We start from the raw sequence: 23247 nt of genomic DNA, 5'->3' as shown, positions 1-23247 counted from the left end.
AGAGACGGGGGCAAATATAGGCTGTATAAAAAAACAGTATGCTTCATACGCTTAGCATTCAATGAATTGAATACCAACTAGGTACCATACTAAATTACTCATTTAAAATGATGTATTCAAGAATCGAAAGATATCTTTTAAGGAAATAGCATAAATGAATTCGACAATTATTCGGAATACTATTAAATCAAGTATTCCGCTTCATGAATCCTTACCTATTTTAAGATTTAAACTCTGCCATTTTTTTGGTTAACAAACTCAATAAATCATTAAAATTGGTTTGTAAAGAATTTGAAGAAATACTAATTGGAGAGCCATAGGATAAATAATTCATTTTTATGGCATTTTTTTTCAAAGGATTATTCACCTTGTTCAAATAGAACTCAGGATTATTCACAATAATCATTATAAACTTCTGGTTCATCACCTGTGATATTTCTATATCTTCAATGTCACCCCAAGGGATTAAACCAGCAGACACGCCACTAGAATTATCAACGATACCTTGCCTATGAATGATTAAACCAGGTCTATTATCTACTAACTTACGAATAACAACCACGCATACCAATCCAAAAAATAGCATGGAAACAAGACCAACAGTAAAAACACGTGTTGGGTTGCCAAAAACTCTATGATTGCTCGCTGGTGGGTCTATTACAAACCAAAGACCAAGACCAATAAAAACCAAGGAGCCTAGTAAAGTAAGCACCATTTTTGTTTTACTAAATGGAATTTCAATTTGATCAATTGAACTCATTGGTTATCTAATTTTACTGGTGTTACAATCTGTATTAATTGAATTTATTTATTTATTCAATTCTATTAATCTCCAATTTTCGTTAGGCTCTTTTCTTAAGTAAACTCCGACATCCAAATCCTTTTGATTTCCAAGCACCTTAATGCTTAAATTAGCTTCTCCAACGTGATCTGTAATTCGCACAGTTCCTTTAGGAATCATACCATACCCCTTTATACCACCAGTTTCAATTTGTATTTCCTCGTTTACTTCAATTTCTGAAATGGCTAGTTTGTAGACTTCAGAATTTTTTACAGTGTTACCCACAAATAAAAAGATGAAAAAGAAATAGGAAATTCCCATTACTGCTAAGACAGAAATCCTTAGATATAAAGAAGACCTAACTGGGTTTTTAACAACCACTGTTTTTCCAATTCTATCCCCCAGTCTTTTCTTTTCCTTACTAAAGACCAGAACAATACATTCTATTGGCCAAATTAGTAGGAATAAGTTCCGAATTAACAATGTACCTATGGATGGGACTTGATCTAAATTATGCTCATCACGAACCATAATTCCCATAATCCACTTCCCTGGACTGATCCCTTTTATGGAATCCTTGGCAAAGTACACAAGAAATCCAAGTAGCACGGTTGGACCTATTTTAGAAGTCAAATTGCCCACATTATCGGTATCCATAAAATTTGGACCTAGCATCAAAAAAACTGCTACCACCATTAAAAATGTGACTATAAAATGGTCAATTAAGAAGGCAATTATTCGTCTTTTTCTACTTGATAAATGATACTGAGATTCTTTAATTTCCGTCATTTCTTAACATTTTGGTTATGTTAAAATTAAACTTAATCAAAACAATATAGTTCAGATTTTCTACAGTACATAAACCTATTGGAAAATCAGCCATTTCTACCTAAAACTTAGAAGAATATAAAATTGCCTTCCAATCAAATTAAAATTATTGGTGACTTTTTAGAAATAGTACTCATTCCCTTACTAAGACACATTAAAAACTACTTAATCATTCACACAATGATTTTCATAATATTCAGCTATTTGTACTAAACCATCACGTAATCTTAGCTCCTTTTCCTTTAGTTTTTGAATCAATAATTCACAATCTGAAAAATATTCATACACCTTAACCTTAAATAACCCCCTGATTGTACCATAGGTTCCCATATATGTGATATCATTTTCCCCTGTCTTTCGAATATAATATGTTGTATAAGGAATTGGTATTCCAATTGAAAATCCCATTCCAATACCAACACCAGATCCAGAATTAACTCCATGAATACCATATACTTCCAATTTTTTTCCTTTCATCAACAAGGCTACCTTAACATAGGTATTTTGATCCTTTCGTTTAAAAAAGTAGGATGTGTCTATGATACCCTTTGAATTTGTAATTTGAACCGATTCCAGTTTGGAAAAATCAATTTTTATAGCCTTTTTATCTGAATCTGATTTATAAACAAACGTCTTATTTGCTTTATACTTTCCTACAATGTTATTTAACGTATCTCCAGTCTTTAAAACCGCTTTGGCAGGCAAAAATGGATTCAACTGTGCCATAGCTGAAGATAATGAAAAAAATGTAATACAAAGAAAAAAATAGGCTCTCATTTTATATGTTTGATTTATTATAAACTTTATTTTAGATTCAAAAACCCTCGACTACAAATATGTTTCCAATTAGTATTAGGGATGTCCTTAACTTCAACCAACTTGCCAATCAATTATGAATTAAAACATCCCAATGTCTCATTAATAGGAATACCCTCCGACTCTTATCACGAGTACCATCATCATCATGGATGTATTTTAATTATTAATCAATAATTAATTTTAAAGCATCGAAATTTTCAGTCTGAATTCCAATTAAACCATATTTAGTCTCACCGTCCTTTATAACGGTACCGTTAATATTATACTCTAATAATTCTTGCTTAAAATTTTTATTAGAAATAGCAACGGTAATCATATTCGAAGCTGTTAATCCGGGCCCTATTACTAAACCAATAGGAGTTGAATTTGTCTCTTTTTCGCCATAGGAGTCTGCTGTGGTAGATTGGAAGGATACAGGCGTTAATAATAAATACCATAAATACGATGCCGCACTTTGTTTTAAGGTTTTAAATACCCTTTCATTATCTAATACCTGAATTTCAGAAGCATTTCCAAATGCTAATTTTGCATCTCCACCGAATGTTAGATCTCTTCCTGAATTATTGGTTATTTTAATTGCAACCAACCTCACTCCTTTTTTTAATTCCTTTTTCTGGTATTTCTTTTCTAGCAAACCATATTTATATTCAAATAAAACGCCGTTACTTTCATTTGCGGAATTATACGAAAGAGAGGCTGGATTAATCATTTTATAACTTGAAGCACAACTACTAAGTGTTACCACCGTTACAAATAAAAGGGCAATTTTACAAATTCTCATTTTTGGTTGATTATATTTAGTTGATTATATTTCTACCAACACATCATAAAATGCCTTTATGGATGTCTTAGTTTATTCGGACTAAAATAATAAAATTCCTACGATTTAAACAAGAAAAATTAAAGCATAAATAATAAAAAATATAGATAAATATCTGTACAACATTTTCTTATTGAAAATTTGTAGTCTTCACTGATAGTACAAGAAAATGAAAAGAAACTTGACCTAAAATTTAATCTGGTCTGTAAAAAAAGAATGCATCAAAATTAATGACTAGATCATGACAACAAATTACGGGGTTATTGTCTTGTTTTTGATATACTTATCAGGGTGTCGATTTCTAAATATTTATCTTTCATAAGACTTAATGCAAATGCACTTGCAGAACAAGCAAATACTGAAAAGTCAAACACTCCCTTAATTCCTGTAGAAAAGGTCATAGATAATGCAAAAATTAAGAGTAGCCATCCACTTAATTTGGCAAATAGTTCAGTCCTAAATCCAAGGATTAAGCATATTGCAAAAATAACTTCTGCAAAGGTAACAACACCTCCAACTAATGGAATTAAAGAATCAGGAAACCAAGGGTTAATCACTTGTGTATAATTTAAAAAACTATCCCAATTACCCCATACCGATACTTCTTTGCTCCAAATACCAAATCGATCTGCGACTGCAGATAAAAAACCTGCGGATAGAGCTAATCGTAGAAATATCTTCACCATTTTAGTCGTCATAGCATAAAGTATATTAACTGAATAAATTCCATTCAAACGAACCACAGCTCGTCAACTACTAATGGTTATCAGAGTAGATATCTAATATAGCAAATACAAACTAAACTATAAAATCTTTCCATTGGCTGAACATCAATAATAATCTTGAAACTACTACTTCCTATTAAAATGTCTATACTATTTTTGAGAATTTTATAGTATTTACTAGCATATTCTGGATTTTATAAGCTTGATATTGGCTTTGGTTACCCCATGATTTGTTGCTAAGATTTCCCATTGATTAAGCGCATTTTTAGTCTGCTGGATAACAGCATCAATTTTATCGCGTTTTAAATGAGCTTCTATACCTAATTTTACTAAATGATCTATAGTCGGAAATTGCCCCTCTCCCATAACCATAGTACTTTGCTGACCTCTTGGACCTGAAGAAAATGTCAAATCGTAAGCAGGAGAAAGCTTCCAGATACCTTCAGCATCCATAAGAAATGAGAAATTCTTACTATGATCATCACGATTATGTGAAAGAACATTGAATACAGCAAGACGATACATTTTTTCAACTTCTCGTATATCTTTAGTTAAAATCCCAGTCAGGGTAATTAAATCTACGTAATCCAATGACGGGGCTCTAAAATCTGAATGCAAAAGACCACTAGCCGTATGCATATGAAACCGTTGATTACCAATCCGATCAAAACGCTTTGTTGCAAAATATCCCGCACCTTTTGAGGCTTCAAACAAATTGACCGGCATCATTTCTACCCCAGCCTCTTTAGCCATAAGCGCATAAACATACTCAATAGCTCCTGCATCAACACCATCTGAACTGTTTGCGAATTTCACTATCCAATGCTCATAATTTTCTGGAAGATTATGTTTTCCTGAAATAATACGATTCATTACTTTATTAAAACCTATAAGCGCTTTGGGACGCGCACCAGCAGAGGACCCATTCAGATTGATAAGCACTTTTAGAACGTCTTCCGCATCTCCATCTAATATCTCTTGTGTTTGTTGGGATAATAGATCCAGATTAATCTCCTCTATTTGCTTATTTACTTCACTATGATCGGGTTCATATACCAAAGCACCGAGTCCAGTACTACCAATATGTGTTAAACGGTCTAGAGGAGTAAATTCTTGCGGTAATAAATGTAGACTTCTAACGTATCGATCAAAAAGTAATCGACCCCAACCATCCGGAAGGCTGTCATTAAAAACACCAGGTAAACCCTCAAAAGGACGGTAATCAAAAACCTGCAAACCTGCCTCCAAGGGAAGTTTTAAAGGAGATATTTCCAAACCACGACCAATGAAATTTTGATCGTATTCAAAATATATTCGATAATCTCTTAGCGCCAAACGTCCCACAGGTATGATATCCCCATCAAAGTTCAGTCCCACTTTTAATTCGTTTATTGATGCGTACTTCATCATTTGCGCCAACCTCTTTCGGGTCTTTTGTTTTCTTTCTTATTCAAGACATCATCTATGGATGTGAAATTATTTCCTGAAGGTTTTGATGCCTCAACAAACCTTTCTAAATTTCCCAATACCATGGCTAGCTTTAAAAAAGATTCAAGCGAGATAACACCTTTTTGCTCAAACTTTCGCAATGAAGACAAACTAACACCCGAACGCTTAGACAATCCCTCTTGAGTAAGACCTTTTTCAAGACGTAAATCTCTCATGTTTTGAGCTATTTTTATCTGAGCTCTTGACGATGTAATAAGTAATACCATAATGATAATTATATACAAATATAATAAATAATTACCACTATAGTGTTAATTATAATTGAAAACAAATTCTACAATATAATGAAATTTGTAAATTCAGAATGAAGTACCATTGCTTTCATTTTAAATTAGCTAATTAACTAGTCATAATCCTATTTAAATAAGAGAATATAAGAATTCTATTACTGGCTGAACATTAAAAATGATCTTTAAATTACTACTTCTTATTATAATGTCTTTACCACTTAGGGAAGACTATAGTATTCGTCTACAATATTATAAACTTGAGTAACTACTACCTTAATTAGCCATAGTTTTTATTTTTCTAGCACAATCAGATGCAATTAGTAAACCTCCTGCCATCATAATAATATCTTTTAAAACCAATCTACCGGCTCCAGACAAATAAGGAAATCCAAAATGAGGGGTAGGCATATCTCCTCCTAAATTTGGGACGTAAACTTCAGGTGTAGTCACCAGAAATGATAAAGTAACTATAGACATACCAAAGGTCAATAATCCTCCCCAAAGCCCAATTTTTGGATACCAACTTCCTAAAAGTGTGAACAAACCAATCAAAACAATAACGGTACCTAAACCATATGAAAAAATATAGGTTCCGTTTGATTGATGCCACTTAATATTTTCGGAAACCATCTTGCCTTCGGGATTTTTGTGCAGTATATATTGGGCCACCGTTTTACCATCCTGGTTAACACTTACATCCTTAGAATGGGTGTAAAAAAAGCTCATAAACGGGCTGTTCGTTACAAAAGGAACAATTCCATCTGCTTCATATTGAAATACCTTTAATCCACCAATCCAAGCCATGACAATGAAAATTGCAACACGCATAAAATGCACAAAATTAAAATGGCTGTTACTTAAGAAATCTATTAATTTATTCATCATAAAAGAGTTTCCTACAAAAATAGGACACCCTATAATGGTAACTAATGGACAATTAATGAAAAAGAATGTATTATTTTGCCACAATAGAAATACCTACTTCTTCCCGAAACTGTGATGGAGGCAATCCAACTTCTTTTTTAAAATAACGACTAAAATAATATTCATCGTCAAAATTTAGTAAGGATGCAATTTCCTTGACAGATTTATGAGTGAGGTGTAATTGTTTTTTGGCTTCTAATACAACACGCTCTTGAATTAGTTTTGTAGGCGTTTTTCCAAATTGTTGTTTAACTTTTTTACTAAAGGAAGAAGGAGACATCGCCAGTACATTAGCATAAAACGAAGGGGTACGTTGAAGTATAAAATGTTGTTCTAACAATGACTGAAATTCCAAGAGTTGCGTTTCAAAAGGATGCTCTAAAAGCGTATCATCAATTTGCAACGCTTTTTCTCTACTGCATATCGCTAAGAGTAACTGGAGATAAGATCTCAGTACTGCATCGGAGAAATTTATTTTGTTTTGATTTTCAAAATCCATTTTCTCAACAACTATTTCCAATTCTCGAAAGTTACTTTCATCCAGAGAGATGTATGGTTGAGAGTAAATGTTGTTAAACAATAAGCCATTACAGGCAACTTCCTTTTTATGGTATTCTATACAATAAAAGTCACCGTGAAATTCAATTATTTTAATCTTTTGAGGTGATGTTCTAAGCCATTTCAGATTTTGGTAGGGAGATAGAAAAAGAATAGAATTTCGCTTAGTTGTATAATTCACAAAATCAATGGAAAATTCACTAGGATCTTCCATTAGGATAATAGAATATCTCGGAATGTTATAGTTATCTCTAAAATAGTTGGTCTCAGTATATAGTATTGAAAACAATTCTCATTTTGTTTTAAATTCCTAGCAAAGGAAGGCTACACATCTCTCTCAATTTGGATTAAAAATAGGTGTTTCATTTTTATCTAGGGACGTATTTCTTAAATTTCCGCCTCTAAAAGTTCAACTTTTACTATAGTCAAACATATTCCAATCGCATAATACAGATATTCCTTGTATTAATAAAAATAACTCTTCTTACCATTCACTCTTGAATAAAATGAATCAAAAAAAAATGAAAGCTTTGCATACAAAAAAAGCATTTGAAGATTATAACTCGATATCTAAAGTGGTCACTTCACATTATAAAAAATTAGTATGCGTTTTTATAATCTTAAAATATAACTAAATTATGATTCCAATTTATAATCGTTTCATCATCCTAATTTTAGTTTTCTTATTCTCTTTTGGGTATGTAACCAAGTTGCTTTGTCTGATACCATTTACCTTGAATAATTTAGTAAACTCATCACAGGTCTACTAGACATCTCAATCAAAATGAAATGCTAAATCTGGATAATATTTAGATTCTTTAGCGTCATTCTAAAACTTCAATTACGGTACTCTAAATTATTTTTGTTTTACTAGTAGCAACCTAATACTTTGCAATTAAACAAATCCATAATGTAGTAAATAGGCACACCACATATGCTAGTACTATGAGGTTCGTAGCGTAAAAAAAATATCGAATTTTATTAGCTTTAATTATACAATTTTTGGGGCTATATAACTTACTAGAAAAATTCTTTAAGAAAGTGAATTAAGAATAAAGGAGATACAAAGGAAATTAGAATATAAAAATAAGAGAAGATCTTAAATCCAAAAGTGATTCTCAAGCCCCTTTGTAAGATGATTTCCATTCTTTCCTTAAATTTATACACATACCAATTAAATACTAAAACCACTACACCAAGAAATAAAAAAAAATTGGGCAAAAAAGCAAAATCTATTCTTAAAATATGAAATAGAAGAATAGCTAATAATAATAAATTTCCCGTTTGACCAACAGTTATAATAATAATTGGAAAATATTCAGGCGTGTCATCACTATTTTTTTTCAAATTATAAAAATAGGTGAAAAGTTGGTCATAAAAATTGATAATTGATTTCATAATAAAATTTCCTAATATTTGATTTAGCCATATTCTAACTCCCCGTACACAATATATGTTAGAACGAACTCCAAACACAGCTCCTTTATACCATTCTAGTTTAATTAAATAATTGTCTCCATAATATCATGTGTTCTTATATACCAATAGACCTATTAATTCTGTGTGGATTCAGGGTTTCCTAATTCCATGGAAATTGCAGTTATTCATTATTGTCAGTTGCACTTTTGTTTCTCCAGTTTTCAATGGTCATTTCAAATTTTAGTTCTCCCTTTCCATGAGTGCCAACTTCTTCCCACCCCAATTTTCTATAAAAAATTTCTGCTCTTGTATTGGGTGCTGTTCCCAACCAAACTTTTTTAGAGGTTTGCTTAAAATACCAATTTAGCATTAAGTCATGCAATTGTCTTCCTATTCCTTGCTTATCATAGCTTGGATGTACGAATAGTGCCCAAATATTATTTCCTTTTAGATCCGCAATTGAAAACCCTACAATTTGATTGTCAATTTCACAAACCCATCCTTTTCCTCTTTGAGTAATAAATTCCAAGCAATCAGCATCAGTTACCAATCCAGGATCTGATAGCGTATTTTCGGTTACAGCGTTTCTTACAATTTGAATCTGCTTAATGTCTGTATTATTTGCTTCTCTAAAAGTCATCTTTATTCAAATTTTAAACGTCATCTATCCTTTTATATACCTCTCCGTAATAGTACATATCACCAAACTTTTAGGTTATATAAACTATCCTAAGCAAATTAGAACGTGATTGAATCCGTCAAAAATACGGAAATAAAGTGTTGTACTACGCTACTTTATGCTTTTATAAAGATTTATAGCTCATCAATAATTCATTCCTCCACTCATTGCCTGGTCGTGGATCAATTCCTTGAGTTCTGGGTGATGTTTTTCCATTCAATTCAAAAGTCTGTCTAAATACAAAGTCCCATTTTAACCATTCTTCATATTCTTTTTGGGAAAATGTTTGTTCATACTCGTATTGGGTTACCTTTATTAAAAGGCTGTCAGTAAACAAACTTTCGATTGAGAGAATAGTTGAATTGTCAAGAATTTCACAATACCTTTTGACAATTTCCCTTGCTGGATTTTCACTGGAAACAATTCCAATTAAGTATACATAAAATAAGCACTTTAATTTTAGGCATTTTGAGTTTGGTTACCATTTCCGTATCACTACTGAAATGTATTTGAGTAGTAGTGTATTTTCCCAATAAACACTTAGATTTCAAGACACTAAATTAAACAAATTGGCGATCCAAATAGGCACTTGAACCGCCAATTATTAATACACATTATGGTGCATTTTCCGTTTTTTAATTTGCTGAATGTAGTCCGATTTTATTTCCTTCAGAGTCAAGGAAAATGGCAAAAAATCCAATCTCATCAGCATGGTGTGTTTTAGGAATTATGATTTTACCCCCATTTTTTTCAACTTTGTCTAGAATGTTCTGCAAATTATCTCCACCATTAAAATAAATAGTAACCCCACTTGCAGAAGGTTCATACCCCTCTCCTTTCATAATTACTCCTGTAACCATCTGGTCTTGAAATGGAAACAGACCCATTTCCATTTCGGGAAATTGTAATTTTTCAATATGCACCTCCAATATTTCTTGATAAAAGTTGATGGCCCGTGAAATATCCTTTGCAGGGATTTCAAAAATAGAGATATAACTATTCATTTGTTCTACGCTTTTTGTATTTGTTTCATTAATTTGACTTTGTTCCGAAGTTGAAGAAACTTTATTTTCACAAGACACAATACCAAATGTCAAGGTAATAATTGCAATAAAAAGTCTTTCTTTCATTTCTAGTTTGTAAATACCGGAACAAAACTAATAGCAGAAAGTCGGTTAAAATTGTAAAAATGCGACAACTGAATTATTTGTAAAAAAGAGCAGAAAGAGCCAAATTTTCATGAGTGATAAACTCTTTGGGATTAATTCCTGTAAATTCCCTAAAATCCTTTATAAAGTGCGCTTGATCAAAATATTCACTATTATAGGCAATGTCAGTCAGATTTTCCGACTGCTGGTTAAGCAACATTTTTAAAGCAGTTTGCAGGCGAATTAGCTTTCCCAATTGTTTGGGGCTTACTCCGATTTGTTTTCTAAAGTTTCTTTCAAGTTGCCTTCGTTTTGAAGGATTATCTTTAAAGATCGAAGAGATAGAAACACTTCCGTTTGTAGACAGCAGTGAATCAACTGTATTTTTAACAATAGCATTAATTGTTTTTTCCTCATTAAGCCTGTTCAAAAGAAATTCTTCAATAATGTTTATCCTGTGTTCAGTGTCTTTGGCATTGATTATATTTTGTTCTAAATCAGTGGCGGTTTCAAATCCAAAAAGTTGTTCTAAAGATGTTTCTTTATTTACTAGATTTTCGATTGGTTCGGAAATAAAGTTGGCAAATCCATAGGGATAAAATCGGATAGCAATTGTATTAACTAATCCTGTTGGCTCAATGAAAAAGGGTTCAATTGTTTGTCCAAGTACCATTGCACGAGGTTGAAGAAGAAATTCTTTATCAGAAGTGTACCGTTTTATGTCATCCCCGAGAATAAATGCCATTTCGATACATCCATCTGGTACGATTCGTTGCTTTTGCGTTTCAATTTGCTTTGGTACTTCCAAAGTCCAATAACAACTAACAAGTGATTTTAAGTCTATATGTGGTTCGTACGTTTTATATTCCATACTGTATAGTTTATACAAGTCCAAAGTAGGCACCAAACTGAAAAACTTAGCGGATTTTAAGAAGGAGTCCATGACAAGCAATTATTTATAGCTTTTGATAGCTTCTGGTTTTTGTCATTTCTGTTTAACGTGTGGAAACTTATCGCTTATTAAATTCAGTTCGATTCCGAATTCAAGATATGCTTTTAGTCCGTCTAACACAGTAGTAAATCCGCCTGTATTGTTCTTTATCACCTCAATCAGTTCATTTCCAGTTTGAGAAAATCCATAATTCTTGATTACAACATAAGTAGTTTCTTTGGACAATTCCGAAAACTCAAAATCCACGATTGTTTTAGGGTTGTCCCATTCAATTGATATTAGATGATTTGGTACAAGTTCAATTATTTTTATTGTATCTGAAACACCATACATTTCCCATTCCCATGTAACACTCTTCTCCTTTTCAAGAATTCCACTGGACTTGGTAAACCAAAACTTGGTTGTAATCGTAGGATCAACAAATGCCTGAAATACTTCTGAAATAGGTTTTCTTATCATCATCTGGCATTCAACAATTGGGTTTTCTATTTTATCCATAATAAATTCTAATTATAAAATTTTCCAACTTGCCGCTAACGGTTAGGCAATGAATTGTGAAGTATTAAAATGCACTTCACTTTCAGTGTATCCGTATGCTTGGTAATATTCACCTGCTTTCAATTTAATACTAAAACCAACATTAGGTATAACCAATTTTGTGGTTTGGTGTTTTATTTTAATTCAGTTCTTCTCCATTTAAAAGTCGTTCAATTTTCTTCTTGGTGTCTGCATTTGGTTCCATCTCCTTTAGTCTTTTTAACTTCTTAGTTAGCTCTTTAGACCAATTCTCCATTTTCCACTTAACCAATACTCGGATAGCCATATTCCTGTTTCTAGTTGCAGGACTATCTAAACCAACTAGAATAAGTTTTTCGCCTCTTTTTGGATAATTTCCTAAAAACGTTATGACATTTTCCAATGAATAATGCTTGTGAAAATCATCTCCAATACCTGTTGAATCTTTTGGTCCAGAACCTAAAAATTCTAGTGGTAAATTTTTTATTGCAAAATCTATGATTTCATCAACATTACTTTCTTTTGCATTAGCAGTTACATCATACCAAGCTGAACCATCTAGTGGATTTTGCTTTAGTCTTTCCCAAAATGTATCCCAAAGGTCAATTCCAAGTTTTTGAGCAGCCTGTTTACCATTCCAATATTCAAGATCGTCAGAGCTCTTTAAAGCAGTTTGAACTTCAGTAGTCAAATCTTTAGAGTGTAATAATTCAATAATGTCAATAAGGCAATTGGATACATCGTTTTGATTCCATTTTTTTAAAGTTTCATTTTCTTCTGGGGATTCTTCTAGATAATCTTTAATTCTATGAAGTGCTAAATAAGTTGAAATATTTAGGTTTCGTGTTTTAGAATGCCTAATAAAGTTTTTAATAGTTTCGCAAGAATCGTCATAACAAGACATTCCAACCGCAGGACCTTCATCCATTAATGAAATAATAATATCACTAGCTGAAGAATAAAGATTGTCGTCTATAGATTCGGAACTTAGTTTTTCATTGAGCATTCCATTTTTTGCACAGGTTAAGGCTAAATACTCATACATTATATTGTTTTTATATCCTTCAAGTACAAGCCAATCTTTAATTTCATCATTCAACTCCATTTCGCTTAACCGATCCACTATTTGAATTTTACCCCAACCTTGAACTCGTTTAGCGAGTTCCCACAAATCATTCACTAAATTGTCTGATAAATTTGAAAGTGCTACAGTTGAAAAAACTGAAAATTCATCATGAAGTCCCAAAATTTTAATGTCGTTAATTGGTTTCTTATTTTCGCACAATCCAAGAATAGCAATTCCAAATTTCACTGCATTTCGATTATTTGTTTTAGTAGCTAATTTATTGGCATAATCAAATAGATAAGGTTCAACTGGTAATGAGTTTTGTATTAGTTTATTTAAAAATTCATCTATAATTTCAATGACATTATCATTCTCTGTGATTTCTCTATAAAAGTCTGATTTACTTTGACTATCCCCGTTTTTGGCAATTTTATTAATTAACCTAACGAGTTGTTTTATTCTGGTGTTCGATTTATCTGATACATCAGCCCCAAAAGTTGCATCCAATAAGCCTGGCATAAATTTTATTTCAGCATCAACCTTTTTTTCGTCTGGCAATTTTTCAGCTGATTGATTCAATGAACCATCTTCTTTTATATTCCTTTTGAGGTATACAAGTATTGAATTGTCCGTTTCCCATTCAGGAATTTCTTTTAGGTCTTCGTTATTTAATATTTTTTTTATCCAATCTATCATTTTAAGGTTTCCTTGAAAGAAGTACAACGCAGATTTACACACCCTTTGATGTTTATTGTTAGCTGTTTAATTATAAATCTAATAAATTTTATTTATAACAAAACTATTTCCTGCTGCATGTGTGTAAATTTCTGTAACATGTATAAAGTTATGTCCTTAAAAAAGTTTAGTATACCTTAACTATAGATACCGTTGCAAGTAATTGAATAGTTAAATTATGATGCTGTATAAGGATCATCTCTTCCTTTGTTTTGTAGCTCGTATAGATTGTAAACAATTTCAAACAACAAACACCTTTGAAAAGGACGGTTTTGTATCATGTTTTACTCAATTAAGGGACTTCTGTAGGAGCTATAGTATTTACGATGGATTTAGTTCAATATATAAAGTAATGAAAAAATTGAAATAAATATCCATAAAACCAATGCTACTATAATGGGTTTCATTCCAGTGGATTTCAACTCTTTTATTGAAATGGTTGAACCAACTAAAAATAATGTTACTATCAATAAACGTTTAGCAATTAATACCAAATTACTAGTAACTGTTTGAGGTAAAATATGATAGCTATTAATTAGAATTGCAGCAATAAATAAAAAAATAAAGTAAGGAATTCGAATTCTTTCTCCTTTTGTTTTAAATAAAAACATGGAAAAAATTGATAAAGGGATAATCCATAAGGTTCTAGATAATTTTACTGTGGTTGCGATTCTTAATGCTTCGTCACCATAACCTAATGCAGCCCCAACTACCGAACTTGTATCGTGAATAGCAATAGCACACCATAAACCGAATTGATCTTGAGATAAACTTAAAAAGTGCCCTACCGCTGGAAACACTAACAATGCAATCGAGTTTAATAGAAATACGATACCTAAAGCTATACTTATGGTGTTACTTTTTGCTTTTATAACAGGAGCAATAGCAGCAACAGCACTTCCACCACAAATGGCGGTTCCAGAACTTATGAGATGTCCAAGTTTAAAATCTAACTTCAAAATTTTGGTTAACAGCAAGCCTAGCGAAACAGTTAAAATTATGGAAAATAGAGTTAAACTTACCCCCTCTTTACTTGTTTCTAGCGTTTCTTTAATATGCATTCCAAACCCTAGTCCAACAACTGAAATTTTTAAAAAATAATGGATTGCTTTATGGCTGTATTTTCTATATGGATTATTGAAAAAAATGGTAAACACAAAGCCAAGAAGCATAGCTGTTGGACTGTTTATTACCCCTAAAAGTGCGATTATAAGGATACAAAAATAAACTGTTTTTGAATAAATATCTTTCATATCAAATGATTCTATTTGATACAAAAGTAGATTCAATTAATAACCCGTAAGCAAATTAATTTATTATAAGAGATAACTAAAAGTTATAATTAAGTAGAATAAATTTTTTAAATTTTTCCATAGAATTTGAAAGATAACCTGTTCTTTTTACAAAATAGAACCATCTCTCAATACTTAAACCCTTTATGTCTACTATCTTAAGTTTATTGTCTATTAAATCATCGTTAATGGCGTTAATTGACAACAGAGCATAATCGGTAGAATTATATAGGTAGTTTTTGATGGCTTCAGTACTATTTAATGTAACTACACCATTAAGGTTATCGATTCCATTCTCAACCAAAAAAGCATCTATTATTTCTCTAGTTCCAGAGCCTTTTTCACGTTCAATTATTGGAATTTTTTGTAGCGTTTCTATATCGATACTTCCCTTTTTAAATGAAGGATTGTTGACATTGGTTACTAACACAATTTCATCTTTTATAAATTTTTCAAAGTTTAATTTTGGGTTAGAAGAATTCCCTTCAGTAATACCAAAATCGATCTCTTCATTTAAAATTAAATTTTCAATGTTTTCTGAGTTATCACTAATTATATCAAATTTTGTTGGAGGAAATTGCATCCTAAATTTCGCAATTACTTTTGGAATGATATAATTGGATAAAGTTGTACTTACCCCAAACTTTATAAACTCTGGAAAGCTTTCATTTTTATGTAGAAATTGTTCATCTATTTCAGAGTAGATCGCTACTATTTTATTCACATATATTAGAAATGATTTTCCCTCTTCGGTTAACTCAATTGAGTTTCTTTTCCGAACAAAAAATGTGGTTTCATATTCTTGCTCTAAATTTTTTATTGTTTTGGAAATAGCTGGTTGAGAAATATGCAATAGCTCAGCAGCTTTTGTGAAACTTAAATGTTTAGCAACAGTTTTGAATATGTGTAACTTCGTTTTCATTAGTTTTTGTACAATAGGAGGCTGCTTGACAACAGCAATTTCAATTAAAAATAAGGGTTTCGTTTTAATATAGATTCGCTTTTTTTAAGTTTTAGAGAATTTCATTTTTAAAGCGTAAATGCCATATAGGAAATGAAATAACCTAAAAGAAGTTGATTAGCCAATAGATGTTTATTTTTCAATGGTAAGTTCTCTGATCCTTTTTCTTTGTACCACCAAAAATAGACAACAATTTTTTTAAATTTAATAAGACCTCTCATAGGGTTGAACATAAAAGTGAATCTTATTTAAGAAAAAAGAAATTGGAATCTTAATAGAATTTTATATTATCTTGTTGGAATAATCATTAGGGAATGCTTTTCGGAATATATGGACTAGGGCTTATGTACTTTTACTGCATCAACAAAATCCTCGTTGATAAATTCCCAATATTTACCTCTTAAACATATTGGATCAAAATCATCATCCGCAAACAGAAAATTGATGAGGTTGTTCAGTATTAGTTCTTGATCGTGTGTATAAGGATAACGTCGTTGATGGAGAAAAAGCATGGTAGAAATATTGTATTGGTATAGTAGTTCATGCAAATCCCAGAAATCTTTCTTGCGACCTATACGTTGGACCACATCAATTTTCATAGCGATGATTTCTTCGGTAGTAGCCATTCTGATTTCATCCGCAATCAAAGGAGCCTGTATAAATGTATCCGTATAAAACACATCTAATTTTATCACATTATTCTTATCTGTACCCACACTGTGAGATTTACCCATTGCAGGAGCTAGATTTAAAAATGATGGTGGTAGGGAAATGTTTTCTCTATGAATTCATCAATAGCTTTAAAATCAATAGAACCTTACGGGGCATCACTAAACAAATCTATATCTACAGAAAACCGATGTCCTAATTGAAGACTTAATGCTGTACCGCCCACCAAACGAAAAGACTCAAATACAGAGGACTCCATCAGAGTAATCAATGTGTTTTTAAAAGATCATTGACTGTGTTATAATACATCATAATTAGCCTGTAGTTTTATTGAATCTGTATATAGTATATGGATTTCTGATATTGGACTCCTGCAAAGCTTGGTTTACTTTTTCAGTACCGTAAAAGCGAATAATCTCATTTTTATCATTCTCATTTCCTCGCTCAAAAACACGTTGAATAACAGCCCTGTATTGTCGTTCCCAATCTATGTATTTAATATCTGTATCCCAAAACAAAGCTTTACTTAAGATATGCAGATCAGGAGTACTTTTGATTTCTTTTTCTTTGATTTTTTGGATGTCATAATATGCTTGCAATATTACCAAAGTACCTTCTTCCAACCCAAGTTTTCGCTCAATCTTCAATGCTAATGCAGTGCTAATTCCTCTTTTACCTTTGGTAATAGCATTAAAGGTTTGAGGATGTTCCGCTAAAGACAAAGCAAAAGGTCGTTGCTTGATAGAACGTTTTTTTAATTCTCTACCAAGTACAATACCCGGATGGATACCCCTATATTTTTCATATTGCTGTAACATAATACAAAAATAAACATTTTTGCTTATATTCCTTTTGGTCGACATTACAATTTAATAAAGGAAAAAATGAGATAAATTCTTTCTTTAATTTCGACATAAAAAGTCTATTTTGTCAAAGTTATATTTCAATTAAGTGTTGCTTTTAAACGTTTCTAAGCCTGTGATTTACTGTAAATTAACATCTAAATAAGATGCTGTTAAAAAGGGGACATTACCAGGACAGAATTGTGAAGATATTGACAAGTTTTATGAAAAGTTGGAAAAGAAAAAAGAAGATCGTTTGATAGACCTTATTGTTGAGATTATTGTAAGTTCTACAATGAGAGAGTACCATGAGATTATTGATTCTAAAGATGAGCCTACACCAACTAATAAAATAGATGACTAACTATTAAAATTCACTCCAATAGAAAAAACAGAAAAAAGAAGGACTTTCTATCAACGGATGCAAACCAACAGAGCACTATAAGTCCCGATAAGTGGCGAGCCATTATTCGTGCGCAGTTGATGGCATCCGTTAGCTTTACTTTTCTTTTTGTTTGTTTTATTTGTATCCGTTTACAAATCTTTATCCATATATTCTTTTAGAGAAGATTTTAGCTGGTCTAAAAATGTGGTTCTCGAACCTTAAGACAAGAAAGAAACACTTTTGGTAGTTTCTGAAGTAGAAGATATGTTTATACAAAATTCAGTTTTGCCATCATTACTCTTCAGGGTATAGGTAAAATTATGCTTTTTAAGAATATCTCTTACCATGGTTAGTCCCACCCCCTGTCCCTGGGGTTTGGTAGTAAAGAAAGGAGTGAATAGTTCGTTTTGCAATTTTTCAGGAATACCCGATCCAAAATCAGTTACAATAATTTTATTAGGAGATATCTCCAATTCCACTACCCTTTTATCGGCTCCAATCGAAGCTTCAATAGCATTGAGCAATACATTAATCAATACCTGCTCCATTAATGTGGTATCAATGTCGGCATAAACAGGCATTATAGGTTTAATAAAAGTCAGTTGTACATCAGCCTCCAAAGCTTTGCTTTTCATGAGAGTTAAAACTTCTTCGGCCCAGGCAACAAGTTCTGTTCGTTGTAAGTTAGCCTCCGGAATCCTAACTACCTTGGCAAAATTATTGATAAACTGATTAAGCGCTAGATTTCTACGAATGCTTATCTCCAGTAAATTACATTCTTCTTCAGAGACCTCCTTTCTTAATTCATCTAAAATAGAATTTACCGCTCCAACAGAGTTCTTCACTTCATGTGCCATCATCCGTATTACCTTGTCATAGGCCTTTTTCTCTATGGCAAAAACTTCACGACTTACTTCCTCTAGCATAATAAGTTTCCTGTTAAAGCCCTTATGCACAAAATTGTTTATTGTTATTCTGAAATAATTATTATTATATCTTTTTATAGAAAATGTGGGCTCTAAGGATACCGATTGTAGAAATGGGAGCACCTCAAAGACAGCTGTCCCAATACTACTTTCATTTAACTGAAAAAGTTGTGCTGCCGAAGGGTTATATTCGGATATCTTATCGTCAAAATCCAAAATAAACACCGCTAAAGGTAGATTATCTATTAACTGTGAAAGAAAAAAGTGCTGTTCTTTTTGAAAACGGCGTTCCCTTCGAATATTCTCAATAAGGGCATTATATACCTTTATCATTTCGTCTACTTCCACCAGCCCTGTTTCAGTAATTTTTACAGTAAAATCTTGATCTTTTATTGTATCAATCCCCAATTTAATCTGGTCTATCGGAAGAAATAAAGCCCGAAATAAATTGAACGATAACACTATAAGTATCAAAATCACAAATTCAGCCAGCAATAGATACTTAAGATTTTCTTGAAACGTATAAACAGCTAAGGCTGTAAACAACCCAAATACAATAAAGTGAACAATTCTATACCGCCATTTAAGACTCATACTGTATTTTATGTTTTTCGATACGACGGTACAAAGAACTTCGTGTAATTCCCAAAGCTCGGGCGGCATCTGTTATATTTCCTGAGTAAAACTCCAAAGCATTTTTTATAAGCTGTATTTCCATTTCATCCAGGGTAACTTCACCAACCTTGGGAAATTTAGCTACACCTGTCAGCTTGGCTTCCAAATGAGGTTTAAAATCTTTTATCCCCAAACTTTTCTTAGCGCTTAACAATACAGTTCTTTCTACACAATTTTTTAGCTGCCTGATATTCCCTGGATATAGTTGCTTACTAAGCCACTCTAATGCATGCTCTTCTACCCTTACCTGTTGTTTTGTATTGTTGTTTAATTGCATTACAAAATAATTTACCAGCAAGGGAATATCTTCCTTTCGCTCATGCAAGGATGGTAAATGAATATGCAATAGATTCACCCGGTAAAACAAATCTTCTCTAAATGTCTGGTGAATAACCATATCCGGAAGGCTCTTATGGGTTGCTGATATTACTCTTACATCAGTTTGAACAGGCTTACTTCCCCCCAATGGCTCAAAAGTTTTTTCCTGAAGTACCCTCAATAACTTTACCTGGGAGGATAAGGCAAGATCTCCTATTTCATCCAGAAATAAGGTCCCCTTCTCAGCAAGTTTAAAACGTCCTTCCCTGTCTGAAACCGCTGAAGTGAAAGCCCCTTTTTTATGACCGAAGAGTTCACTTTCAAATAATCCTTCAGGGATTGCACCTAAATTAACCTTCACAAAAGGATGGTTTTTACGATGACTTAAATCGTGAATGGCTTGTGCTACCAATTCTTTTCCAGTACCACTCTCACCCGTTATAAGCACCGTTGCATCGGTTGGTGCTACTTTTACAATCCAATCTTTAACAGATTGAACTACCTCAGATGCACCGATAATTGCATCGAGGCTGGAATGAACTATATCTTTCTGTTCGCTTTTTGATTTTAATTGCAACTGTGTTGTAATGGTAGCTACCAAATGTTCGTTATTCCACGGTTTGGTCAGAAAGTCTACCGCACCAAGCTTCATTCCATCTATGGCCAGTTGCATGCTTCCCCAAGCTGTAAAAAGAATAACAGGAATCTCTTTAAAGTGTTTTTTTATTTCTTTTAAAATACCCAATCCTTCTTTTCCATCTGTTCCTACTCTAAAATTAAGATCTAACAGAATTAAATCAATAGGGTTGTTTTCAATAAAAGCCACCGCATTTAAAGGATTCGTTAGCCACTGGGCTTCCCATCCTTGTTTTACAAATAAGTATCGCAACGACTGACAAACCGTTTCATCATCATCCAGGATTAATATTTTGTTTGGTTGCATATACTTACTCTTCATGTAAAGCCACAGCTGGCATCAATTTAGAAGCTCTATGGCTCGGAATAATACTACAAATTAACACCAAAATAAGGATTAATAACAAGCTTAAGACTATAGATGTTATAAAAGTAGTGTAATCTTCAATAAGGTTTCCGAATTCGAATATTTGCACAGTAGGAATTAAAGCAACCATAAAGGCCAGCATCATTAATAACACCACTTCCCCTACCACCTGAAGACGAATGTTATTAGAGGTAGCGCCCAGCACTTTTCTAAGCCCGATTTCCGATCGTCTCTTATTTATGGCATATCGCAAAGTACCAAATAATCCCATGGCAATATTGATGATTAAAAACAAAGTAACACTCAACATTCCTATAAGAGGCACCCAATATCGATTGTTAAACGATTTTTTCCTATCGCCCAAGGCTGTAATTGAAAAATTTTCGTGTTTCAATTCTCTTTTTAAAATTGTATGTATTTCTTTTTGAATGGTAGCTGGTGTATCTGATTGAACAGCTATTATTAAAGCACTCGAATTCCCCCAGGCATAATTAGCCGGTGAAAATGCGAACGGTTCCTCCTTACGGAACTCCCCATTATATTTAAAGGCTTCTATTACTCCAACTATTATAGCATCCTCTCGGTTAAAAGAAAACTCAAAGCCCAAAGGCTCTTTACCTTTCATGTACATGTCTACAAATTTTTGGTTTACTACCAACGGCATTTTCCTTATAACGTAATCTTCCTTGGTATAAAATCGTCCTTTAACCAATTTTAGATGATAAGACTCCAAGGCTTCTTCATCATTTATAGCATAAGAGGTATTGTAGGAGAAACCATCTGTATCACTACCTGTTCTCCATTCACTATTTCCATATGGATACACTCCGTTTGAAACACTGACAGCCTTAATCGGCGATACTGATTTCAATCCTCTTTTTAATTGATTCAGTTGCGAGAAGAATGCAGTTGAATCTTCTGTAAAGTTCTTTTCGAATTGTACATCGACTACGTAACGGTCATTAACCTCAAAACCTAAAGGTTCGTTCATGTACTTTATCTTATCCAGCGTATAGTGAAGTACAGCGATCAACACAAAAAAGGTGAAAACAAACTCAATAAACAAAAGGGTATGTCTGTTCCGACGTTTCCATAATAGTTTTAGATAATGAAGTATCATAATGAAGAAGTTTTTAAAGCATTAGCAATGGCAATTCGAGAAATCCTGTACGCCGGTATAATACCAGAGAGAAAGGAGAAAATAACCATAATTGTAAAACCGATCAATGCAACCTTAAGATTCATAGAAAGATTGGTTTCTCCCAACCACTTGTTCGTATTGAACACTCCTAATAAAATCTGACTTAGAAAAATACCAATGATCCCTCCTATAAGTGTTAAAATCAAGTTTTCGAATAAAAATTGAACAAGTACATCCTTGGTTTGTGCTCCAAAAGCCTTGCGAACACCTATTTCTCCTGAACGCTCTAATACCCGTGTACTATTTAAATTAATTAGATTGATAAGGGGAATAAGCATAAAGAAACCGAGGCCGATAAAGATATACATCAAGAGTTTGTTCCCGAAACGTTCGCGTTGAGTTCCAATAAAACTCCACGCATACATATCTTTTACACTCTTTTCATTAAAGAAAAAATCATCCAGATTATTTACGGGTTGTAGTGTCCTTTCGACTTTATCCAATTCAGCGGAAATCTTATCTAAATCACCACTATTAGCAGCTAATAATATGACATGACATGAGCCTAAATGGCCATAATCATAATCCAGCTCGTTTTCATTTGCAAAGGTTATGGGGAAAAACAAATCAGCTATAACTGCTTCATTAGAGGATGCAGTTTTATCGATCACCCCTACAACTTTAAACGTCCCTTTGGTTCCCCACACAAATTCACGTCCTACATAACTTTCTTGCTTCCCAAAATAGGCTTGTGCAGCCTCTTGTTTTATAACTACTTCTCTGACCCTGTTAGCTACAGTTATTTCAGAAAAGGACTTTCCTTCAAGGAATTTAAAATCGAGAATATTCCAGAATTCAGCATCTACCAGATTGGCTATCAATTCAAGTTTTGCATTGGCCGGATATACATTAATAGGAACTCTTGGAAAATAGACTGATGCTCGTTTTGGTGTAGTCATCGTTTTTATTTTTCTATTAAAAACCGTGTATGATAATCCAGCGTTTGATTCATTTGTCTTATTAGCCCTATTTACTTTGGTTGTAATGATGGTGTCGATTTTAAGCATTCCCTCAACCCATGTACTGTCGTATTTAGTCTCTATTTCACGTTCATAACCATGTGCAGTCATACTTGGTAGAAACAATAATTTATCTGACTGGGTCATGGGTTTATTACTTCCCAATTCATTCTCTAATACTGCTACAGCAAAAATGAGCACCATCAGGGTAAAACTAATTCCAAAAAGAGTAATCCCAGTGTACAACGTATTCTTACGCAAGCTGTTTAAAGCAATTTTCAAATAATTTTTAAACATCTCTCCTAAT

24 protein-coding genes are annotated in these 23247 nt (G+C 32.7%); all 24 read right to left on the bottom strand.

Annotated features, from left to right (window positions below):
* Positions 1-220: 220 nt before the first annotated feature.
* The gene (locus PT603_RS03735; RefSeq protein ID WP_008240080.1) at positions 221-760 is read right to left on the bottom strand and encodes an STM3941 family protein; all 540 of its coding nucleotides are present in this window, start codon (positions 758-760) and stop codon (positions 221-223) included.
* 48 nt (positions 761-808) lie between these two features.
* Entirely contained in the window at positions 809-1570 is a 762-nt protein-coding gene (locus tag PT603_RS03730) for an RDD family protein (RefSeq protein ID WP_008240078.1), read from the bottom strand.
* Positions 1571-1774: 204 nt separating this feature from the next.
* Positions 1775-2386: a hypothetical protein gene (locus tag PT603_RS03725; RefSeq protein WP_008240076.1), complete on the bottom strand. Its 612-nt coding sequence runs from the start codon at positions 2384-2386 to the stop codon at positions 1775-1777.
* A gap of 205 nt (positions 2387-2591) precedes the next feature.
* Positions 2592-3209: a hypothetical protein gene (locus PT603_RS03720; protein ID WP_008240074.1), complete on the bottom strand. Its 618-nt coding sequence runs from the start codon at positions 3207-3209 to the stop codon at positions 2592-2594.
* 299 nt (positions 3210-3508) lie between these two features.
* A complete protein-coding gene (locus tag PT603_RS03715) occupies positions 3509-3946 on the bottom strand; it encodes a hypothetical protein (RefSeq protein WP_040488749.1) in 438 nt (145 codons plus the stop codon).
* A 204-nt stretch (positions 3947-4150) separates the two neighbouring features.
* Positions 4151-5380 (bottom strand): type II toxin-antitoxin system HipA family toxin, encoded by a 1230-nt coding sequence (locus PT603_RS03710; protein ID WP_008240070.1) that lies wholly within the window; start codon positions 5378-5380, stop codon positions 4151-4153.
* A complete protein-coding gene (locus tag PT603_RS03705; RefSeq protein ID WP_040488748.1) occupies positions 5380-5688 on the bottom strand; it encodes a helix-turn-helix domain-containing protein in 309 nt (102 codons plus the stop codon). Before PT603_RS03705 ends, PT603_RS03710 begins: the two co-directional genes overlap by 1 nt.
* Positions 5689-5985: 297 nt before the next feature.
* Positions 5986-6594: a DUF417 family protein gene (locus PT603_RS03700; RefSeq protein WP_040488747.1), complete on the bottom strand. Its 609-nt coding sequence runs from the start codon at positions 6592-6594 to the stop codon at positions 5986-5988.
* A gap of 73 nt (positions 6595-6667) precedes the next feature.
* Positions 6668-7483: a helix-turn-helix domain-containing protein gene (locus PT603_RS03695; RefSeq protein WP_238531030.1), complete on the bottom strand. Its 816-nt coding sequence runs from the start codon at positions 7481-7483 to the stop codon at positions 6668-6670.
* A gap of 1311 nt (positions 7484-8794) precedes the next feature.
* Positions 8795-9253, bottom strand: coding sequence for a GNAT family N-acetyltransferase (locus PT603_RS03690; protein WP_008240060.1), 459 nt, complete (start codon positions 9251-9253; stop codon positions 8795-8797).
* 163 nt (positions 9254-9416) lie between these two features.
* A complete protein-coding gene (locus tag PT603_RS03685; protein ID WP_008240058.1) occupies positions 9417-9629 on the bottom strand; it encodes a hypothetical protein in 213 nt (70 codons plus the stop codon).
* Positions 9630-9927: 298 nt separating this feature from the next.
* A complete protein-coding gene (locus PT603_RS03680; RefSeq protein WP_008240037.1) occupies positions 9928-10422 on the bottom strand; it encodes a VOC family protein in 495 nt (164 codons plus the stop codon).
* 73 nt (positions 10423-10495) lie between these two features.
* On the bottom strand, positions 10496-11311 hold the full coding sequence (locus PT603_RS03675) for an AraC family transcriptional regulator (RefSeq protein ID WP_040488745.1): 816 nt from the start codon (positions 11309-11311) through the stop codon (positions 10496-10498).
* Positions 11312-11425: 114 nt separating this feature from the next.
* A complete protein-coding gene (locus PT603_RS03670; protein WP_008240034.1) occupies positions 11426-11890 on the bottom strand; it encodes an SRPBCC family protein in 465 nt (154 codons plus the stop codon).
* Between the two features lie 178 nt (positions 11891-12068).
* Positions 12069-13670 (bottom strand): hypothetical protein, encoded by a 1602-nt coding sequence (locus tag PT603_RS03665; RefSeq protein WP_008240033.1) that lies wholly within the window; start codon positions 13668-13670, stop codon positions 12069-12071.
* A gap of 371 nt (positions 13671-14041) precedes the next feature.
* On the bottom strand, positions 14042-14962 hold the full coding sequence (locus PT603_RS03660) for a YeiH family protein (protein WP_008240032.1): 921 nt from the start codon (positions 14960-14962) through the stop codon (positions 14042-14044).
* Between the two features lie 76 nt (positions 14963-15038).
* Complete coding sequence (locus PT603_RS03655; protein WP_008240031.1) at positions 15039-15923, bottom strand: LysR substrate-binding domain-containing protein; 885 nt, start codon at positions 15921-15923, stop codon at positions 15039-15041.
* A 374-nt stretch (positions 15924-16297) separates the two neighbouring features.
* Positions 16298-16696 (bottom strand): nucleotidyl transferase AbiEii/AbiGii toxin family protein, encoded by a 399-nt coding sequence (locus tag PT603_RS03650; protein ID WP_008240030.1) that lies wholly within the window; start codon positions 16694-16696, stop codon positions 16298-16300.
* 83 nt (positions 16697-16779) lie between these two features.
* Positions 16780-16890, bottom strand: coding sequence for a nucleotidyl transferase AbiEii/AbiGii toxin family protein (locus tag PT603_RS03645; protein WP_202946607.1), 111 nt, complete (start codon positions 16888-16890; stop codon positions 16780-16782).
* Between the two features lie 55 nt (positions 16891-16945).
* On the bottom strand, positions 16946-17449 hold the full coding sequence (locus tag PT603_RS03640; protein WP_008240028.1) for a helix-turn-helix transcriptional regulator: 504 nt from the start codon (positions 17447-17449) through the stop codon (positions 16946-16948).
* A gap of 627 nt (positions 17450-18076) precedes the next feature.
* On the bottom strand, positions 18077-19378 hold the full coding sequence (locus PT603_RS03635; RefSeq protein ID WP_008240027.1) for a sensor histidine kinase: 1302 nt from the start codon (positions 19376-19378) through the stop codon (positions 18077-18079).
* On the bottom strand, positions 19368-20735 hold the full coding sequence (locus PT603_RS03630; protein WP_008240026.1) for a sigma-54-dependent transcriptional regulator: 1368 nt from the start codon (positions 20733-20735) through the stop codon (positions 19368-19370). Before PT603_RS03630 ends, PT603_RS03635 begins: the two co-directional genes overlap by 11 nt.
* Entirely contained in the window at positions 20725-21900 is a 1176-nt protein-coding gene (locus PT603_RS03625; protein WP_008240019.1) for an ABC transporter permease, read from the bottom strand. Before PT603_RS03625 ends, PT603_RS03630 begins: the two co-directional genes overlap by 11 nt.
* Positions 21897-23237: an ABC transporter permease gene (locus PT603_RS03620; protein WP_008240017.1), complete on the bottom strand. Its 1341-nt coding sequence runs from the start codon at positions 23235-23237 to the stop codon at positions 21897-21899. The genes PT603_RS03625 and PT603_RS03620 overlap by 4 nt, the downstream gene beginning before the upstream one ends.
* Between the last annotated feature and the right edge of the window lie 10 nt (positions 23238-23247).

The sequence above is a fragment of the Imtechella halotolerans genome (assembly GCF_028743515.2).
GTDB lineage: Bacteria > Bacteroidota > Bacteroidia > Flavobacteriales > Flavobacteriaceae > Imtechella > Imtechella halotolerans.
This window is presented reverse-complemented; position numbering and strand designations above follow the sequence as displayed.

What these genes read in the sequence shown, in the direction of transcription:
- PT603_RS03735 (WP_008240080.1), bottom strand. Translation starts at nt 760, where the DNA reads ATGAGTTCAATTGATCAAATTGAAATTCCATTTAGTAAAACAAAAATG.
- PT603_RS03730 (WP_008240078.1), bottom strand. Translation starts at nt 1,570, where the DNA reads ATGACGGAAATTAAAGAATCTCAGTATCATTTATCAAGTAGAAAAAGA.
- PT603_RS03725 (WP_008240076.1), bottom strand. Translation starts at nt 2,386, where the DNA reads ATGAGAGCCTATTTTTTTCTTTGTATTACATTTTTTTCATTATCTTCA.
- PT603_RS03720 (WP_008240074.1), bottom strand. Translation starts at nt 3,209, where the DNA reads ATGAGAATTTGTAAAATTGCCCTTTTATTTGTAACGGTGGTAACACTT.
- PT603_RS03715 (WP_040488749.1), bottom strand. Translation starts at nt 3,946, where the DNA reads ATGACGACTAAAATGGTGAAGATATTTCTACGATTAGCTCTATCCGCA.
- PT603_RS03710 (WP_008240070.1), bottom strand. Translation starts at nt 5,380, where the DNA reads ATGAAGTACGCATCAATAAACGAATTAAAAGTGGGACTGAACTTTGAT.
- PT603_RS03705 (WP_040488748.1), bottom strand. Translation starts at nt 5,688, where the DNA reads ATGGTATTACTTATTACATCGTCAAGAGCTCAGATAAAAATAGCTCAA.
- PT603_RS03700 (WP_040488747.1), bottom strand. Translation starts at nt 6,594, where the DNA reads ATGAATAAATTAATAGATTTCTTAAGTAACAGCCATTTTAATTTTGTG.
- PT603_RS03690 (WP_008240060.1), bottom strand. Translation starts at nt 9,253, where the DNA reads ATGACTTTTAGAGAAGCAAATAATACAGACATTAAGCAGATTCAAATT.
- PT603_RS03680 (WP_008240037.1), bottom strand. Translation starts at nt 10,422, where the DNA reads ATGAAAGAAAGACTTTTTATTGCAATTATTACCTTGACATTTGGTATT.
- PT603_RS03675 (WP_040488745.1), bottom strand. Translation starts at nt 11,311, where the DNA reads ATGGAATATAAAACGTACGAACCACATATAGACTTAAAATCACTTGTT.
- PT603_RS03670 (WP_008240034.1), bottom strand. Translation starts at nt 11,890, where the DNA reads ATGGATAAAATAGAAAACCCAATTGTTGAATGCCAGATGATGATAAGA.
- PT603_RS03665 (WP_008240033.1), bottom strand. Translation starts at nt 13,670, where the DNA reads ATGATAGATTGGATAAAAAAAATATTAAATAACGAAGACCTAAAAGAA.
- PT603_RS03660 (WP_008240032.1), bottom strand. Translation starts at nt 14,962, where the DNA reads ATGAAAGATATTTATTCAAAAACAGTTTATTTTTGTATCCTTATAATC.
- PT603_RS03655 (WP_008240031.1), bottom strand. Translation starts at nt 15,923, where the DNA reads ATGAAAACGAAGTTACACATATTCAAAACTGTTGCTAAACATTTAAGT.
- PT603_RS03650 (WP_008240030.1), bottom strand. Translation starts at nt 16,696, where the DNA reads ATGGGTAAATCTCACAGTGTGGGTACAGATAAGAATAATGTGATAAAA.
- PT603_RS03645 (WP_202946607.1), bottom strand. Translation starts at nt 16,890, where the DNA reads ATGGAGTCCTCTGTATTTGAGTCTTTTCGTTTGGTGGGCGGTACAGCA.
- PT603_RS03640 (WP_008240028.1), bottom strand. Translation starts at nt 17,449, where the DNA reads ATGTTACAGCAATATGAAAAATATAGGGGTATCCATCCGGGTATTGTA.
- PT603_RS03635 (WP_008240027.1), bottom strand. Translation starts at nt 19,378, where the DNA reads ATGAGTCTTAAATGGCGGTATAGAATTGTTCACTTTATTGTATTTGGG.
- PT603_RS03630 (WP_008240026.1), bottom strand. Translation starts at nt 20,735, where the DNA reads ATGAAGAGTAAGTATATGCAACCAAACAAAATATTAATCCTGGATGAT.
- PT603_RS03625 (WP_008240019.1), bottom strand. Translation starts at nt 21,900, where the DNA reads ATGATACTTCATTATCTAAAACTATTATGGAAACGTCGGAACAGACAT.
- PT603_RS03620 (WP_008240017.1), bottom strand. Translation starts at nt 23,237, where the DNA reads ATGTTTAAAAATTATTTGAAAATTGCTTTAAACAGCTTGCGTAAGAAT.